Source organism: Marinitoga sp. 38H-ov, assembly GCF_011057715.1.
Classification (GTDB): domain Bacteria; phylum Thermotogota; class Thermotogae; order Petrotogales; family Petrotogaceae; genus Marinitoga.
Genome location: NZ_LNGH01000017.1, coordinates 32,838 through 49,304, shown reverse-complemented (window position 1 = coordinate 49,304; position 16,467 = coordinate 32,838). Strand labels below are relative to the sequence as shown.

The window sequence follows — 16,467 nt, the reverse complement described above, 5'->3', positions numbered from 1 at the left end:
CCGCTTTAAAAAAAGCGGACTATTCATATCTTAAGGCATCTACCGGATTTAGCTTTGATGCTTTAATAGCCGGATAAACACCAAAGAATAAACCTATAGCTCCAGAAACTACAAATGCTAATATTATTTGATTTAAATCAAAATAAGGAGTTATATTAATAAATTTTCCTATTAATTTTGCAAAATAAATCCCTAAAAAAATACCAATTGCACCTGCTGTAATAGTTAAAAATATTGATTCAGTTAAAAATTGCATTAATATATTCCCATTAGTTGCACCGATAGCTTTTTTAATACCTATTTCTCTTGTTCTTTCTGTAACAGATACCAACATAATATTCATAATACCTATTCCACCTACAAGTAAAGAAATACCTGCAATAGCCCCTAAAGTCAAATTAAGCATACCTGTAACTTGATTTATTGTACCTAATATTTCTTCTTGACTTATAATAAAATATGCTCTATTATCCTTAAATTTTGTATATAGAAAATTTTCAAGCTCATTTTTTGCTTCTTCATTTAAATCACTAGATATTGCTTTGGCAAAAAATTGATTTACAACGTCTACTTTGGTAACTCTTTTATTCATTGTTTCATACGGAATAAAAATTGTATTGTCCACATTTAAAAACAATTTTGAGCCTGTAGGTTTAATTACTCCAATTACAGTAAAATTAATACTTCCCTTATTTCTAAACAATTTAATTGTTTTTCCAATAGGATCCTCATCTTCAAATAACTGTTCAGCAACAGAGCTTCCGATAACAGCTACCTTTAAAATACCTTCATTGTCAATATCATTAATCATTCTACCTTTTTCTACTTCTAAGGAAAACATATTAATAAAATCAGGAACTACTCCATAATATTGTGCAGAAACTTCATTTGTGTCATATTTAAAATTACCTCCACTAGAAAAACTTGGAGTAATATTTGTTAAAAATTGAGAATTCATTTTTAAATCTTCTAAATCAGCTACAGATAATTTTGCATATCTAGAACCTTTAGCTATAACATAAAAAACATTTGAACCCATAGACTCTATTTCACTTTTCACAGAATAAGTTGCGCCATTACCTAAAGATAACACTATAATAACAGCTAAAACACCTATTATAATCCCAAGCATAGATAGGAAAGATCTCATTTTATTTTGAAATAATGCTCTTAATGCTTCTTTAATCATTTCTATAATCATACAAAACTCTCCTTTTGTATAAGACCATCTCTTAGAAAAATATTATGTGTTCCAAGTTCTTCTAATTCAGGATCATGGGTAACAATAATTACTGTCATTCCTTCAGCGTTTAATTTTTTAAATATTTTTAAAACTTCTTCTCCACTTTTAGTGTCCAGGTTCCCTGTAGGCTCATCTGCTAAAATATAACTAGGATCATTAGCTAAAGCTCTAGCAATTGCAACTCTTTGCATTTGCCCTCCAAACAATTGCGTTGGCTTATGATGAATTCTATCTCCTAATCCCACTAATTCCAATAACTCTTTAGCTCTTTTTTTTCGTTTATGAGATGGAACACCTTTATACATCATAGGTAATTCAACATTCTCTAAAGCTGTCATTCTAGGTAATAAATTAAATTGTTGAAATACAAACCCTATTTTTTCTCTTCTTACTTTTGCCAAACTTTTATCATCTAAATCGCTAACTTTAATTGAATCTATATATACCTCACCAGAAGTAGGAACATCCAAACATCCCATAATATGAAGTGTTGTTGATTTACCAGAACCAGAAGGCCCCATAATTATTACAAATTCCCCTTTTTTTATCTTAAAATTTATACCAGCTAAAGCATTTACCTTAACTTCTCCCATATTATATATTTTTTTTACATCTCTTACTTCAAAAACAATATCATTCATACAAACACCTCATTTACCCAAAACTCTTCCAGCTGGTATAGGTGATTTATTATATCCATTTTTTATAGTTGATGTAGATTTCATTAATATTATTTCACCTTCACTTAATCCCTCTTTTATCTCTGCAAAACTTTCAGTTATTGTTCCTAATTGCACTTTCCTTTCTTCAGTGATTGGATTTTCGCCATCGGTTCCTTTTTTAACTAATACATATTTTTCCCCATCTTTACTTGTTATAGCAGTTAATGGAACTTTAATAACATTTTCTTCATTTACTGAATAAATTTGTCCTTCTGCTGAAACTCCTGCATATATTTTTAAATCAAATTCTCTAGTCAACTGATTTTTAGTCTTTTTTAATTCTGCTATTTGTTCTGGAGATTTAACTCTTTCTGATAAAGTTTTTTTAGATAAAATTTCAGATTTATTAACATCTAAATTCAAAAGTTTATTTTGAGTATTTAAATCTAAATCAGCCTTAATTTCTGCTACAGTAACATTATTAGATGTTAAATCTCCTAAAGAAACATATGTAATAACTCCTTTTATATTCTTATCAAAGTACCCATCTATAGTTAAGGTTAATTCTTGACCTATTTTCACCTTAGGATAATCAATTAAATCAATATAACCTACAAATTCAAATGATGTATCATCTATTATTACACCAACTAATGTATTAGTACCAATTGTATTTCCCAACTCCAAATTAAAATTAATTAATTTACCTGATATAGGAGCTTTTATAACAGCACTTTCATATTCATTTTTAGCCTTTTCATATTGAGCTTTTTTTATTTCTTCTTCAATAGTATTTTGACCTTTAACAGATTCATATGAAAGTTTAGCGTTTAAATATGAAATGTATAATGAAGTATCATCTATTTTTAAAATAGGATCCCCTTGCTTTACATAATCCCCTTCTTTTTTATATATTTCTATTACCTTCCCAGAAACTTGCGGATAAATATATCTGTATATCTTTGGTTTAATATGTCCAGAAACATCTATAACCTCTGTTAAACTTCCCTTTTGAACAGGATATTCTATATATTTAATAGCTGTACTTGTAATAGTAGATTTTTTATTTTGTATTGCAAAAAATATTGATACACCTATAATTACAATAATTAATATAGAAATTATCCATTTTTTCATTTAAACTCCTCCTCAAATAGGCCAATTAAATCATAGCCTAAAAAACTATATATATTTAGTTTTTGTATAAAAATATCAAATTTTGATTTTTCTAATTCTAATTTTGATTGCTTATACTCTAAATATTTTTCTTCCAACTCTTTTTCTGAAATTATATTTTTTTGATATTTCTCATTATAAACATTATAATTCAATTCTTTAATCTCTAGATCTAAAGTTTTTGTCTGTAAAGATAATTCCAAAGACTCTAAAGAATTTAATAAATTTTCATATTGTTCAAATAAATCATTTATCTTCTCATCATATTCTTTTTTAGTTAAAAGATAATTATTTTGTACTTGACTTATCTGAAATTCCCTATATCCTTTATCATATAAATTATAATTAAAATTTAAAAATAATGATGTTGTTAATTTTTTTTCATTTAATTGATAATTATAATCAAATGTAATGCCTGTTGTAATGTCTGGTAAATATAGCCTATAACTCCTATTATTTTCCATTTTTTTCAAATCAACATTTAATTGTTCAGCAATAATATCTGGTCTATTATATATATTTTCAGATGAAGGTATTGTCAATTCTAAAATATTAAAGTCAATATTATATTTAGCATACTTTTCATAATTCTTTTTTGCATTTAATAATGAAATTTGAGAGTTTAAATATAATTTTTTACTATTTAAATACTCTATATTACTTATTAATCCTTTTTCATATTTTATCTTATTATTCTCATAATCATTTTTTTGATATTCAAATAATTGTTTTTGTATATTATATAATTGATTATAATAATAATTATTAAATCCATTGTTTAGATAATTAATAAATAATTGATTTTTTGTGTTTAATAAGTTCCATTGGGATTTTAATAAATTTATTTTAGCATTTATTAATTCTTCATCTGTTTCAGAAAATATATCTTTTGAAATAGTTAAAGAATAAGTATCTCTCCAATCATCTACTTTAGAAAAATTACTATTTAAACTAAAATCAAAATCAAATATTTTTGCATTCACTCTCAATGGAATATTTAATGATGATGATTCATCGGAATAATTATATCTACCATTTGAAATCATTATAGATGGCAAAAACGTTTCTTTTAAAAAATAATTTTCTTTTGATAGATTATAATTATTTACCATATTAATATATTGCGAATCTTCATATACATAATTCTTGATATTATCAAGCCAATTTGAAAAAGATAATATTGGTAATAATAACAATATCATTAATAATTTTTTCATTACTTACACCTCATTTTACTACAATGAGATCTGATATATTTAAATTTAAATAATTATATAATTCCATATATTTTAATACCAATCCCATCTTCTTATTATTAATTTGCATTACAGCAGAAAGAAAAGAAATTTTAGTTTGATTGTATTGCGATTTTTCTATTAATCCGCTATTATACCTTTTTTCTGTATCTTTTAAATTTTCTTCTAAATATTTCAAATTAATTAATGATGCGGATAAATCTATTTTTGCTAAATTAATATCAGATACTAATTGACTAATAGCTTTTGTTTTTGAAATTCTTAAATTTTCTAAATTCAATTCTTTCTTTTTTAAATCAATTTCTTTTTTTCTTAAATCAGATCCACTTAAAAATCCTTTAGTAGCATTATATTCATTTAATGCAATTTGATAAGATATTTTTTGCATTAAATAATCATAATCTTTTTCTACTAAATTTTCTACTTTAAACTCAGGTATTTCCGGTAAATTAATTTCTAAATCATAATTAATAGTTGCATCATCAGAATTTATAAATATCTTAAAGTCTTCAAAATCCCTCATTAAAGTTACTTTTGCATTTTCTAAACTATATTTAGCATTTTTAAAATTATATTCTGAATTTAGTAAATTAGAATAACTCGTTAAATTCTTACTATATAAATTTTTTGTATCATTATAGTTTTTTTCAGCATTTTCAAAGCTCAATTGTTTAATTTGAAGATTGATTTGATCATTTTTTAAAGTAAATAAATAATTTACTAAGCTTTTTAATAAATTAAATTTAGTGGATTCATAACTTTTCATAATTGAATAATAATTATTTTGAAGGTTTAGCTTTGCTGATGTACTATCAGATGTTATTTTTGCATTCTCGTAATCAATCATATTACTTTCATAATTTAACTCATTTAAAATATAATCTGTGTTATTTGAAACTAAGTTTAATAATTCACTAGTGCTTAAAGCAAAAATGTTCAAAGAAAATAATGTTACTACTAATAAAAATATGCCTTTTTTCATTTTTTCACTCCCCTTTAATTTTTTCTTATTAATTATATAATTATATCCTTAAAAAATCCTTAAAAACTTAAATGTTCAATATATTTAAAAAATGTTGGAAAAGATATATTTACTGATTTAACATTATCTATTTCTATACCTTCTTTACTAATTAATCCTGCTATTGAAAACATCATAGCAATGCGGTGATCATTATATGTTTTTATTTTTCCGCCAACTATATCTTGTTTTCCATCAATAACAAACCCATCTTTTAATTCTTCAATTTCTATACCTAAATTTTTTAAATTAGAAACTACACTTTTTATTCTATCGCTTTCTTTTACTCTTAATTCACTTGCATTTTTTAAAATAGTTCTTCCTTCAGATTTCAATCCTACTAAAGCTATTAACGGCAACTCATCAATAGCATTAGGAATTAATTTTTCTGGAATTTTAATTCCTTTTAAGTTAGAACTTTCTGCTATAATCCTGCCAATTGGTTCAGGATTACTTTCAAATATTTCATATGAAATATTTGCATTCATTTTTTCTAATATTTTTAAAAATCCTATTCTAGTCGGATTTAAGTTTATATTATCAATTATTATTTTTGCATTTGGATGTAATATTGCCAAAGTAATAAAAAATGCTGCTGATGAAAAATCTCCAGGAATTGAATATTTCAACGGTTCTAAAACTGATTTTTCTACATATATAACATCATTTTTTACATCAATTTTTCCATTCATTTGTTTTATTAATCTTTCTGTATGATCTCTTGAATTTTTATCCCCTTTAATAATTGTTTTTTCTTCACTGTTTAAAGCTGCTAATATAATCGATGATTTTAATTGGGCGCTTGGAATTGGTAGTGTATAATCTATTCCTTTTAATTTATTTCCTTTAATAATTAAAGGTAAATATCCTTTTCTAGAATCAATTTTAGCTCCCATCATTTCTAATGGAGTTATTATCCTTTCCATAGGTCTTTTAGATAATGATTTATCACCGTATAATACAAACAGCCCGTTTTTAGAGGATAAATATCCGCTTATTAAACGGGCTGTTGTCCCAGAATTCCCACAATATAATGGTTTTTCTATTTCTTTTATAGTTTTAGGATACACTTCTAATTTATTAAAATCACCTTTAAATTTTATACCAAGACTTTTTAAAATATTATATGTTCTTTTTGTATCATCTGCATTTAATAAATTATATAATATACTCTTATCTTTAGCCATTGATGATAAAATTAATACCCTATGAGTTATTGATTTATCAGGTGGCATAATTAATTTTGCTCTTATCCTTTTTACTGGCATTATTTTCATTTAATATCAACTCCAAAATATTTAGCTAAACCTTTTACTTCTTTGATTATTTTTTCAAATTCCTTAAAATTCAAACTTTGTTTTCCATCCGATAAAGCTTTTTCTGGATGTGGATGAATTTCAACCATTATACCATGAGATCCTACTGCTAACGATGCTTTTATTAAATCAGGTATAATATCGCTTCTACCTGCAGCATGACTTGGATCTACAATAATAGGTAAATGTGTTTCTTTTTTTAAAACTGGTATTGCTGATATATCTAATGTGTTTCTAGTTTTTGTTTCAAATGTTCTTATACCTCTTTCGCATAATATAATGTTATTATTTCCTTCATATGCAATATATTCAGCAGAATATAAAAACTCTTCAATAGTCATCATAAATCCTCTTTTTAATAATACTGGTTTATTTAATTTACCAACCTTTTTTAATAATCCGAAATTTTGTGCATTTCTAGAACCTATTTGTATAATATCCGCACATTCATTTACTATATTCAAACTATCTTCATCTAAAGCTTCTGTTATAATTTTTAAATTATATTTATTAGCAGCTAATTTTAAATATTCTAATCCTTTTTTACCCAATCCTTGAAAAGAATATGGAGATGTTCTTGGCTTAAAAACCCCTCCACGCATAATATTAATATTCAGCTCATTTAACAAATGTGCTGTCTCTTCAATTATATTTTTATCTTCAACAGAACATGGACCAGCTATAATAGTAAAATATCCATATCCTATTTTTGTAGTATCTAAATTAATAATTGTATTATCATTAATTGTATTTTCATTTGATTTTCTTAAAACTAATTTAATATCCATTTTTCCCTCCATAACTATATCGATATTATATATATTATATCATTATTTATCTTTAAAAATACTAATAGCTTGTGCAAAATGCACAAGCTATTCAAATAAAATCCATTTATACTCATATGGTTTTAAATCTAATAATTCAATTTTGGTATTAGATAGTATATCTAAACCTTCTTTCTTTAATTCTACAACCTTATCTTCATTTGTTAAATTATGAAAAGCCCACATCATTCTATCTCTATACCTTTTTTTAACTACATATAATGATTTGTCTTTTACTGGTATAATTTGACCTTTTTCTACAAAAAATTCTATATAATCATTTCTAACTTTTAACATCTTTTTTATTTCATTATATACTATATATTCTTTTGAATTTACATCATTCAATTTATTTTCCACATAATCCCAATTTATCGGTCCCCTATTTAAAAACCTTGAATCTTTAAAACCAGTCATTTCAACCATTTTATTATAGAAATTATAATCATTTTCAATAACTAATTCATCACCATAATAAATTATAGGAGAACCTTCTGTTGTAAATAACATAGAGAAAGAAATTAAAACCTTTCTAATATCCTTATCCATTAATTCATACAATCTACCTGATATTCCTTCGCCTTCTCTAAATGTCCATAATTTATCTTTTAAATAATAATTATTCATCTTAATTCTTTCTTCTTCACTTACAAATTCCAAAGTTAACTCATCATGGCATCTTAAAAAAGTAAACCATCTACAACTATCTGGTATTTCAGGTGTATTTTCTATTTTTAAAGCTTCTAAAACATGAGAATAATCTTTTTCAGCTAAAGTTAAGAAGAATTTTGGCATTAATGGAAAATGATATCCTGCATGACATTCATCGCCATTTCCAAAATATTCTACAACATCATTAGGTCTCAAATTAGCTTCTGCCACTAAAATACTTCCTTCTTGGACATAATCTAATGCTAATCTAAAAATTTTTAGTATTTTATGAGTTTGTGGTAAATTCTCACAATTAGTACCTTCTTCTTTCCATAGGAATGGAGCAGCATCCATTCTAAATCCATCAATTCCCATTTTTTTCCAGAATATCAAAACTTTAATCATCTCAATTAATACATTAGGGTTTTTGTAATTCAAATCTGGTTGAAATGGATAAAATCTGTGAAAATAATAATCTTTTGTTTCTTCATTATATTCCCAATTGCTATTTACCATACCTTTAAATAATAATCTAGCTTCTTTATACTTTTCGGTATTATCATTCCATATATAATAATCTCTATATTTAGAATCTTTTGAACTTTTTGCTGATATAAACCAAGGATGTTTGCTAGATGTATGGTTTATAGCTATATCAAATATTACCTTAATACCATTTTGATGAGCTACATCTAAAAAACACTTAAAATCTTCATTTGTTCCTAAATCTTCTCTAATCTTATAATAATCGCTAATATCAAAACCTTGATCCATTAGCGGAGAATCTAATACAGGTAATAACCAAATTGTATTTACACCTAGATCTTTTAAATATTCTATTTTCTTAGTTAAATTTCTAAAATTACCAGCATATAGATCTACATATAAAGAGTATATAACTGCTTTTTTATACCAATCTTTATCACTGATATTATCTTCCACTTTTTCTGACTCAAGAAATTGGATTAATTCATCTAATTTTTCTTCACTATTATATATATCAATCCATAATCTTTTTATTTTCTCTAACATAATATCCTCCAACTATTTTGGTATTTCAATCTTTGAATAATCACCGACAACTAATCTAATGGTTTTTGGCTTTCTATCACTATTAATTACTGTAGCATTTGCTCCAATTACACTTGAATCTAATCTTGTTTCAAGATGTGCAACAGTAGCTCCATCTAAAATAATTGAATTTTCTATTTCTGCATTTTCTATTGTTACATTATTACCTAAACTCGTATAAGGACCTACATATGCATCTGATATTAAAACATTTTCCCCAATAATTATTGGACCTCTTAACACGCTATTTAATATTCTTGAACCTTTACCAATTACAACATTTCCTTGAACAGATGAATTTTCGTATATAATACCTTCATTTACACTTTCTTTTAATTGTTCTAATACCTTCCTATTAGCTTCAACTAAATCTTCAGGCTTCCCTGTATCTTTCCACCAACCATATACAATATGAGCTCCTACATTTTTATCATTTTCCAATAACCATTGTATAGCATCGGTAATTTCTAATTCGCCTCTCCATGAAGGTTTTATATTCTTAATTGCTTCAAATACAATAGGTTTAAATATATATACACCTATAATTGCTAAATTTGATGGAGGATCTTTTGGTTTTTCTACTACTTTAATAACCTTATCATCTTTCATCACAGCAATACCAAATCTTGATGGATCTTCTACAGGTGTTAAAAGTATAAACGAATCCATATTTTGAGCATTAAATTCTTTAACAAATTTACCTAAATCAACTGTAACTAAATTATCTCCTAAATACATTAAGAATTCATCATCTTTTAAAAATTCTTCTGAAATAGCAACTGCATGAGCTAAACCTTTAGGTTCTTCTTGTACAATATAGGTTATTGACAATCCTAATTGAGAGCCATTTCCCAATGTTTCTTCAAAATCCTTTTTATTATCAGGATTCACTACAATACCAACTTCTGTAATTCCAGCTTCTTTAATCATTTCCAAACTATATACAATAGTTGGTTTGTTAGCTATTGGAATTAAAGGTTTTGCATTTGTAAAGGTTAGTGGTCTTAATCTTGTTCCTTTTCCTGCACAAAGAATAAGTGCTTTCATTCCGACACCCCCTGTATAATTTTTAATAATTTTTCATGAATATATGGATTTGAATAAATATTTTTCGTATTGAAAATTGATGTTTTATTACCAAAATAATCTGTAATTACTCCTCCTGCTTCTTTTACTATAATATAACCTGCAGCTACATCCCATGGTTTGCCTTTTACAGCTACAAAAGCATCAAAATATCCAGTTCCTACATATGCAATTTGTAATGCAGCTGTACCTAATAATCTAACTCTCATTACTTCATTCTCTAAGGCTTGATAATATTTAAATGTTTTACCTTTAATATTCCCCATTGAAACCATAGCATCGTCAATATCTTTTGCCCAATTTGGAGTTATTTTATTATCGTTTAAAAATACTCCTTTATTCTCTTGAGCAATTATAACCTGATTAATAACTGGAGCATATATTATACCATATTTGGGTTCATCATTTTCAACATATGCTGCTGAAATACAAAATAAAGGTAACATTTTTGAAAAATTAACCGTTCCATCTATTGGATCGATAACCCAATATTTATTACTCTTTGGTTTCTCATCCATTCCACTTTCTTCACCTAAAAAACCTATTTCAGGGTATTTTTGCATTAATGAATTGTAAAGAAATTCTTGTACTCTTAAATCTAATGATGTAACTAAATCGTGTTTTGAAGATTTACTAGAAATAGTAAATTCTTTTTCTCTCCACTCTAAAAGATTTTTACCTACTTCAATAACCTTATCTTTTAAAAAATCAAATTCACTCATTTTCCCACCTACTTAACTAATACATTATTTAATCCTGTTTTTATACACACTCCACATAATGTACAAATATCCCATCTACAATCTTCAGTTATCTCTTCACTATTTGCTTTCTCAATTTCATCTTTTTTAAATTTATCAGTTATTAAAATATCAATTATTTTCCAAGGCAAATCATCTGTTTCAATTTTACCCAAATATTTTTCAGTATCTATATTCAGCTCATTTATTTTTCTTGACCATTTTCTAAAATCAAATTCTTCATCCCATTCGTCAAATATAGCATTTTCTTCCAATGCTACCTTATATATTAATTCAGATAATCTTCTATCTCCTCTAGAAAGTAAAGCTTCTATTAAACTAACATACGGATCATGAACCTTTAATTTTGCAACTTTTCTTACTTCATTTAATATTTTTATCTTTTCTTTTATTTCCTTAGGTTGATAAAATCTTTCTTTTTCAAAAGGTGTATGTGGTTTTGGAATAAATATTGATACATTTACTGTTATATCTTTTATTTTAGTAACTTGTTTTATTTTTTTTGTTAATTCAACTATAGCATTTACATCTTCTTCTGTCTCAGTAGGAAGTCCAATCATAAAATAGAGTTTAATTTTTCTCCATCCGGCTTTTTTGGCATATTCTGCTACATTTAATATTTCTTCTTCAGAAATATTTTTATTTATAACATCTCTTAATCTTTGAGAACCTGCTTCTGGAGCAAATGTTAATCCTGTTTTTCTTGCACCAGAAATTTTGCTTCCTATTTCTATACCAAATCTATCAACTCTACTTGAAGGTAATGATATAGAAATCCTATTTTCTTTTAAAAATGGTTCTAATTCATTTAATACTTTTTCTAAATCACTATAATCTAAAGTACTTAAAGATAATAATGATAATTCATTATAGCCGGTTTTTTCTAGCGTTTCTAATGATAATCTAATAATTTCATCTGCAGTTCTTTCCCTTACAGGTCTATAATAATATCCTGCATGACAGAATCTACAACTTCTATTACAACCTCTCATTATTTCAATAATCGCCCTATTGTGAATAGTTTTAATCTTAGGTACAATTTGATTTGTTGGAAAAGAAATTTTATTTAAATCAGTAGTTTTTCTTATTTTTATTCTTTGATCATATATAGGAACAATATATCCAAATTCATTTTCTCTAGTTTCATAATATTTTGGGACATAAAAACCTATTTCATGTAATTTTTTTATTTTTTCTTCTCTAGAAATTTCTTGTGAAAGTATATTTTCTAAATCATCTATAACTTCTTCTCCATCACCATTATAAAATGCATCTATAAATTCTGCTATTGGTTCTGGATTAGATGCACATGGTCCACCTGCTATTATTATAGGATCATTTTCTTTTCTATCTTTTGAGTATATAGGTATATCTGCTAAATCTAATGCGTGTACAATATTTGTATATGACAATTCATATTGTAAGGTAATACCTATTAAATCTAAATCTTTTATAGGAGTATATGTTTCTAAAGTAAAAAGTGGTATATTACTTTTTTTCATTTCATCTATCATATCCTTCCAAGGAAGGAATACTCTCTCAGCAAATATATTTTCTTTAGAATTAAATGCATGAAATAATATTTGAAATCCAGTATGTGACATACCTACTTCATATAAATCTGGAAACATTAATCCAATTCTTATTTTATTTTTTGGATTTTTAATAATATCATTATATTCTCCACCTATATACCTTGCGGGTTTTCTAACTCTATGTAAAACTCCAGTAGAAAATAACCATTTACCAATATTAGTCATATTATTCCTCCTAAAATTACTTTTCTAAAGTATATCACAAATGTTTTTATTGTATGTAAACATATATTGAAATAATGTTACTCAAAAAAATTATATAAAAAATAAATTTCAATTATTATTTTATTAAAATTTATTAACATGATATAATATTTTTGGATAAATAATATAAGGAGGGGGATACTATGAAAAAGTTTATATTATTATTAGTTTTAGTTTTAAGTACTTTAATGGTTTTTTCTGAAGAAGTTATCACATTAAACCTTATTGAAGCATTTTCAAGCCCTTGGAGAACACCAACGCTAAATAAAATTATAGAAATGTTTGAAACATTAAATCCTGGCGTTAAAATTAATGTTATATCTCCACCATATGAAACTGCTTATCAAAAAATCAATTTAATGATTAGTACCGAACAACCACTTGATATTGTAGAAATAGGAGATTGGAATTTAAGTACATTAGCATCTATGGGGAAATTAGAAGATTTAACTTCATATATTAATTCTTGGTCAGAAAAAGATGATTTAATAGATGGTGTTTTAGAAGCAGCTAGTATTTATAATAATAAACCATATTTATTACCACATGGAATATTTGTAAAAACTTTATTCTATAGACCTGATATACTTGAAAAATATGGAATAAATACCTTCCCAAAAACTATGCAAGAAATGTATGATATGGCTAAAAAACTTACTGAGTCTAATAAAAATCAATTTGGATTTGATTTTAGAGGAAAAGGTTATCCTACTTCATTCATTGATATAGTAGTAACTTCTTTCTTTGATGATATAGATCCAAATAATATGTATTTAACTAAATCTGAAAAGATTATTTTTGAAGATCCTCGAGCTATAGAAGCATTAAACTTCTATGTAAGTTTATACAAAGATACAGCTCCAAAAGATTCTATTAACTGGGGATGGGATGAACAAGTTAACTCATTTGTTTCTGGAATAACCCCATTATTATTCCAAGATCCTGATACTACTGGTATGCTTAATGAAATGATTCCCGGAAAATATAAAACAGCTCCATTACCTTTAGGTATAAGCGGAAAAACTTATCCTTCCTTTGGTTTTGTTGGTTGGGGAATACCAAATTATTCAAAACACAAGGATTTAGCTTGGAAATTTATAAAATTTGTAAGTTCCGCAGAAATTAATGGCTACTGGAGTAAAGCATATGGAGCATTACCTATTTTAAAATCCGTATACGAATATGACTCATATTTTAGTTCTGATATATTTAAAGGTTGGAGAGATATGTTTAACTCAGAACATTATCAATTCACCCAATATCCTTTGGATAATGAAAATTGGGGGAAGTGGAATGAATTTCAAGAAAAGACAATGCAACAAGTATTGCTTGGCAAATTATCTGTTGAAAAATGTTTAAAAGAATGGACAGATTTTTGGAAAGACGCTGGATTAGGTAAATGAAAAATAAAAGCTTTATTCTAATAATGATTTTACCTACATTAATTTTAATTTCATTTATTATATTATACCCCACTATAAGTGGGGTATTGCTTTCTTTCAAAAATTATTCATTGTTTAATTTTGGAAATATTAAATGGATAGGATTTGAAAATTATAATGAAATTTTTTCTGATATATTCTATATTGATGTAATATGGAATACTATAAAATGGATATTCTTTTCAGTTTTTTTTCAATTAATTTTAGGGTTCATATTAGCATTATTAATGAAAGAGCCTTTTAAAGGAAGAGGCATATATGCTGGTTTAGTGTTTTACCCATGGGCGGTTTCGGGATTTGCTATAGGTTTAATTTGGTCTTGGCTTTTAAATGGGCAATTCGGCGTTATAAACGATATATTAATGAAATTTGGGATTATCAAAAAAAGTATTAATTTTTTATCAGATCCATCAATAGCATTATATTCTGTTATTCTAGTAAATATATGGTATGGAATTCCATTTTTCGCAATAATGATTTTAGCAGCATTACAATCAATTCCAAATTCTTTATACGAAGCTGCTGAAATTGATGGTGCTGGTTATTTTACAAAACTTATTAAGATAACTATTCCATATATTAAACCCACTTTAATAAATACAGTATTATTAAGAATAATATGGGTAATGAATTTCCCAGATATTATATATGGAATGACTAGAGGAGGACCTGCTGGAAGCACAGAGATATTATCTGTTAAAATGATTAATACTGTTTTTTATGAATCAAATTATAGCTTAGCTGCAGCTCATGGAGTAATAATTGTTTTAATATTATTAATATATACAATAATGTACTTAAAATTAACTTCCAAAAAGGAGTTTAATATATGAAAATAATAAAATTTATTCTTTTAGCTTTATTTTTAATTTTCGCATTATTTCCATTATATTGGATTATACTTACCTCATTTAAACCTGTAAATGAATTATATACATTTCCAATACAATATTGGACAAAAAGTCCAAGCTTATATGGTTATAGGAAATTATTTGAGTTTGTAAATTTCAAAAGATATTTTCTTAATAGTGTTATAGTATCCGTATTAGCATCTTTTATATCCACTTTTTTTGCAATGTTGACTGGATATATTTTATCCAGGAAAGAATTTAAAGGAAAATACGCATTAATATTATTTTTATTCTTTTCTCAAATGATACCATCATATTTAATAATGGTACCTCAATATATAATGTTTTCAGAATTAAAATTAATTGATAAATTAATTAGCATTATTATAGTATATAGCGGTATAGGTGCAGCATTTAGCACTATTATGGCAAGGGGGTTTTTCGATAGAATACCTAAAAGCATTGAAGAAGCTGCATTAATAGACGGATGCAATGAATTTCAAACATTATTTAAAATAACAATCCCATTAATGTTGCCAGGTCTATCTGCAGTTATGAGTTTTTCATTTGTAAATAATTGGAATGAATTATTTACTGCTGTAATATTTTTAAATACATCAAATAAATTTACTGTACCTGTAGGATTATATTCAATAATTTCAAAAGCTGGTATTCAATGGAATGTTTTAGCTGCTGGAATAGTTATAGCATTATTACCAACTATACTTGTATTTGCTATTGCTCAAAAATATATTATAGCCGGTTTAACTCAAGGAAGCTTGAAAGACTAAAAAATCCAGAGGATCCCTCTGGATTTTATAATATTAAACCACCATTTCCGCCTTTATTATTCTTTTTCATTTGATCTAATTGATTTAATAAATCTGGTGAAGCTATACTAATATCTGGAGTATCTGCTTGTTGCAACATTCTTTTTAATTCTTCTTCGTATTCTTTCATTTTTCTCTTCATTTCTTCCAAGTCTATTTTTATCCAATTTAAAATATCTTTAGACATTTCTTTAGCTTTTTCTTCTGGTAATTCAATACCTTTTCCTTCTAATTCTGTATGAGCTTTAAATTCATCTTTTATTGCTTCTACCAAATTATCCTCTGTTAATAATTCATTTTTGTATAATACTCTCAAAGCAATATTGGTTCTAAATTTTAAATCCTCTACTGACATTTCTAATCCTTCTAACTTTGCCATAATAACATTTATAAGTTGATCTAAAGAAACTTGCATTTTAAACCCTCCCTTATTTTTTCTTTAAGAATTATATAAATTATTTTTTAACTTAGTATT

The 16,467-nt window shown here is 25.9% G+C and carries 15 protein-coding genes; 3 read left to right on the top strand and 12 right to left on the bottom strand.

Annotated features, from left to right (window positions below):
- Window positions 1-19 precede the first annotated feature (19 nt).
- The 11 genes from AS160_RS06250 to AS160_RS06200 form a co-directional block, all read right to left on the bottom strand.
- Window positions 20-1,201: an ABC transporter permease gene (locus AS160_RS06250; protein WP_165146514.1), complete on the bottom strand. Its 1,182-nt coding sequence runs from the start codon at window positions 1,199-1,201 to the stop codon at window positions 20-22.
- A complete protein-coding gene (locus AS160_RS06245) occupies window positions 1,198-1,884 on the bottom strand; it encodes an ABC transporter ATP-binding protein (RefSeq protein ID WP_165146511.1) in 687 nt (228 codons plus the stop codon). Before AS160_RS06245 ends, AS160_RS06250 begins: the two co-directional genes overlap by 4 nt.
- Before the next feature lie 9 nt (window positions 1,885-1,893).
- Window positions 1,894-3,042: an HlyD family efflux transporter periplasmic adaptor subunit gene (locus AS160_RS06240; protein ID WP_165146508.1), complete on the bottom strand. Its 1,149-nt coding sequence runs from the start codon at window positions 3,040-3,042 to the stop codon at window positions 1,894-1,896.
- A complete protein-coding gene (locus tag AS160_RS06235) occupies window positions 3,039-4,298 on the bottom strand; it encodes a TolC family protein (protein WP_165146505.1) in 1,260 nt (419 codons plus the stop codon). The genes AS160_RS06240 and AS160_RS06235 overlap by 4 nt, the downstream gene beginning before the upstream one ends.
- A 10-nt stretch (window positions 4,299-4,308) precedes the next feature.
- Window positions 4,309-5,319, bottom strand: a complete 1,011-nt coding sequence (locus AS160_RS06230) for a TolC family protein (RefSeq protein ID WP_165146502.1) — start codon at window positions 5,317-5,319, stop codon at window positions 4,309-4,311.
- A 59-nt stretch (window positions 5,320-5,378) separates the two neighbouring features.
- Window positions 5,379-6,635 carry a 3-phosphoshikimate 1-carboxyvinyltransferase gene (aroA, locus tag AS160_RS06225; protein ID WP_165146499.1) on the bottom strand — a complete coding sequence of 419 codons (1,257 nt, stop codon included), beginning with the start codon at window positions 6,633-6,635 and terminating at the stop codon, window positions 5,379-5,381.
- Window positions 6,632-7,462: a 3-deoxy-7-phosphoheptulonate synthase gene (gene aroF / locus AS160_RS06220; RefSeq protein ID WP_165146496.1), complete on the bottom strand. Its 831-nt coding sequence runs from the start codon at window positions 7,460-7,462 to the stop codon at window positions 6,632-6,634. Before aroF ends, aroA begins: the two co-directional genes overlap by 4 nt.
- Before the next feature lie 87 nt (window positions 7,463-7,549).
- Window positions 7,550-9,184: an alpha-amylase family glycosyl hydrolase gene (locus AS160_RS06215; protein ID WP_165146493.1), complete on the bottom strand. Its 1,635-nt coding sequence runs from the start codon at window positions 9,182-9,184 to the stop codon at window positions 7,550-7,552.
- A gap of 12 nt (window positions 9,185-9,196) precedes the next feature.
- Complete coding sequence (locus tag AS160_RS06210) at window positions 9,197-10,270, bottom strand: glucose-1-phosphate thymidylyltransferase (protein ID WP_165146490.1); 1,074 nt, start codon at window positions 10,268-10,270, stop codon at window positions 9,197-9,199.
- Window positions 10,267-11,031, bottom strand: coding sequence for an inositol monophosphatase (locus AS160_RS06205; RefSeq protein ID WP_165146487.1), 765 nt, complete (start codon window positions 11,029-11,031; stop codon window positions 10,267-10,269). The genes AS160_RS06210 and AS160_RS06205 overlap by 4 nt, the downstream gene beginning before the upstream one ends.
- A gap of 8 nt (window positions 11,032-11,039) precedes the next feature.
- The gene (locus tag AS160_RS06200; RefSeq protein ID WP_165146485.1) at window positions 11,040-12,830 is read right to left on the bottom strand and encodes a TIGR03960 family B12-binding radical SAM protein; all 1,791 of its coding nucleotides are present in this window, start codon (window positions 12,828-12,830) and stop codon (window positions 11,040-11,042) included.
- Window positions 12,831-13,012: 182 nt separating this feature from the next.
- Between AS160_RS06200 and AS160_RS06195 the strand changes: the two genes are divergently transcribed.
- From AS160_RS06195 to AS160_RS06185, 3 genes are read left to right on the top strand one after another with little or no spacing between them, the layout of a single operon-like run.
- A complete protein-coding gene (locus tag AS160_RS06195) occupies window positions 13,013-14,272 on the top strand; it encodes a sugar ABC transporter substrate-binding protein (RefSeq protein ID WP_165146482.1) in 1,260 nt (419 codons plus the stop codon).
- A complete protein-coding gene (locus AS160_RS06190; RefSeq protein ID WP_165146479.1) occupies window positions 14,269-15,144 on the top strand; it encodes a sugar ABC transporter permease in 876 nt (291 codons plus the stop codon). Before AS160_RS06195 ends, AS160_RS06190 begins: the two co-directional genes overlap by 4 nt.
- Window positions 15,141-15,953 (top strand): carbohydrate ABC transporter permease, encoded by an 813-nt coding sequence (locus tag AS160_RS06185; RefSeq protein ID WP_165146476.1) that lies wholly within the window; start codon window positions 15,141-15,143, stop codon window positions 15,951-15,953. The genes AS160_RS06190 and AS160_RS06185 overlap by 4 nt, the downstream gene beginning before the upstream one ends.
- Window positions 15,954-15,978: 25 nt before the next feature.
- Here the strand turns inward: AS160_RS06185 and AS160_RS06180 are convergent, their stop codons facing one another.
- Window positions 15,979-16,407, bottom strand: a complete 429-nt coding sequence (locus tag AS160_RS06180; RefSeq protein ID WP_165146473.1) for a hypothetical protein — start codon at window positions 16,405-16,407, stop codon at window positions 15,979-15,981.
- Window positions 16,408-16,467 lie beyond the last annotated feature (60 nt).

Coding starts and splice junctions, on each gene's coding strand:
- AS160_RS06250 (WP_165146514.1), bottom strand. CDS start 1,201: ATGATTATAGAAATGATTAAAGAAGCATTAAGAGCATTATTTCAAAAT.
- AS160_RS06245 (WP_165146511.1), bottom strand. CDS start 1,884: ATGAATGATATTGTTTTTGAAGTAAGAGATGTAAAAAAAATATATAAT.
- AS160_RS06240 (WP_165146508.1), bottom strand. CDS start 3,042: ATGAAAAAATGGATAATTTCTATATTAATTATTGTAATTATAGGTGTA.
- AS160_RS06235 (WP_165146505.1), bottom strand. CDS start 4,298: ATGAAAAAATTATTAATGATATTGTTATTATTACCAATATTATCTTTT.
- AS160_RS06230 (WP_165146502.1), bottom strand. CDS start 5,319: ATGAAAAAAGGCATATTTTTATTAGTAGTAACATTATTTTCTTTGAAC.
- aroA (WP_165146499.1), bottom strand. CDS start 6,635: ATGAAAATAATGCCAGTAAAAAGGATAAGAGCAAAATTAATTATGCCA.
- aroF (WP_165146496.1), bottom strand. CDS start 7,462: ATGGATATTAAATTAGTTTTAAGAAAATCAAATGAAAATACAATTAAT.
- AS160_RS06215 (WP_165146493.1), bottom strand. CDS start 9,184: ATGTTAGAGAAAATAAAAAGATTATGGATTGATATATATAATAGTGAA.
- AS160_RS06210 (WP_165146490.1), bottom strand. CDS start 10,270: ATGAAAGCACTTATTCTTTGTGCAGGAAAAGGAACAAGATTAAGACCA.
- AS160_RS06205 (WP_165146487.1), bottom strand. CDS start 11,031: ATGAGTGAATTTGATTTTTTAAAAGATAAGGTTATTGAAGTAGGTAAA.
- AS160_RS06200 (WP_165146485.1), bottom strand. CDS start 12,830: ATGACTAATATTGGTAAATGGTTATTTTCTACTGGAGTTTTACATAGA.
- AS160_RS06195 (WP_165146482.1), top strand. CDS start 13,013: ATGAAAAAGTTTATATTATTATTAGTTTTAGTTTTAAGTACTTTAATG.
- AS160_RS06190 (WP_165146479.1), top strand. CDS start 14,269: ATGAAAAATAAAAGCTTTATTCTAATAATGATTTTACCTACATTAATT.
- AS160_RS06185 (WP_165146476.1), top strand. CDS start 15,141: ATGAAAATAATAAAATTTATTCTTTTAGCTTTATTTTTAATTTTCGCA.
- AS160_RS06180 (WP_165146473.1), bottom strand. CDS start 16,407: ATGCAAGTTTCTTTAGATCAACTTATAAATGTTATTATGGCAAAGTTA.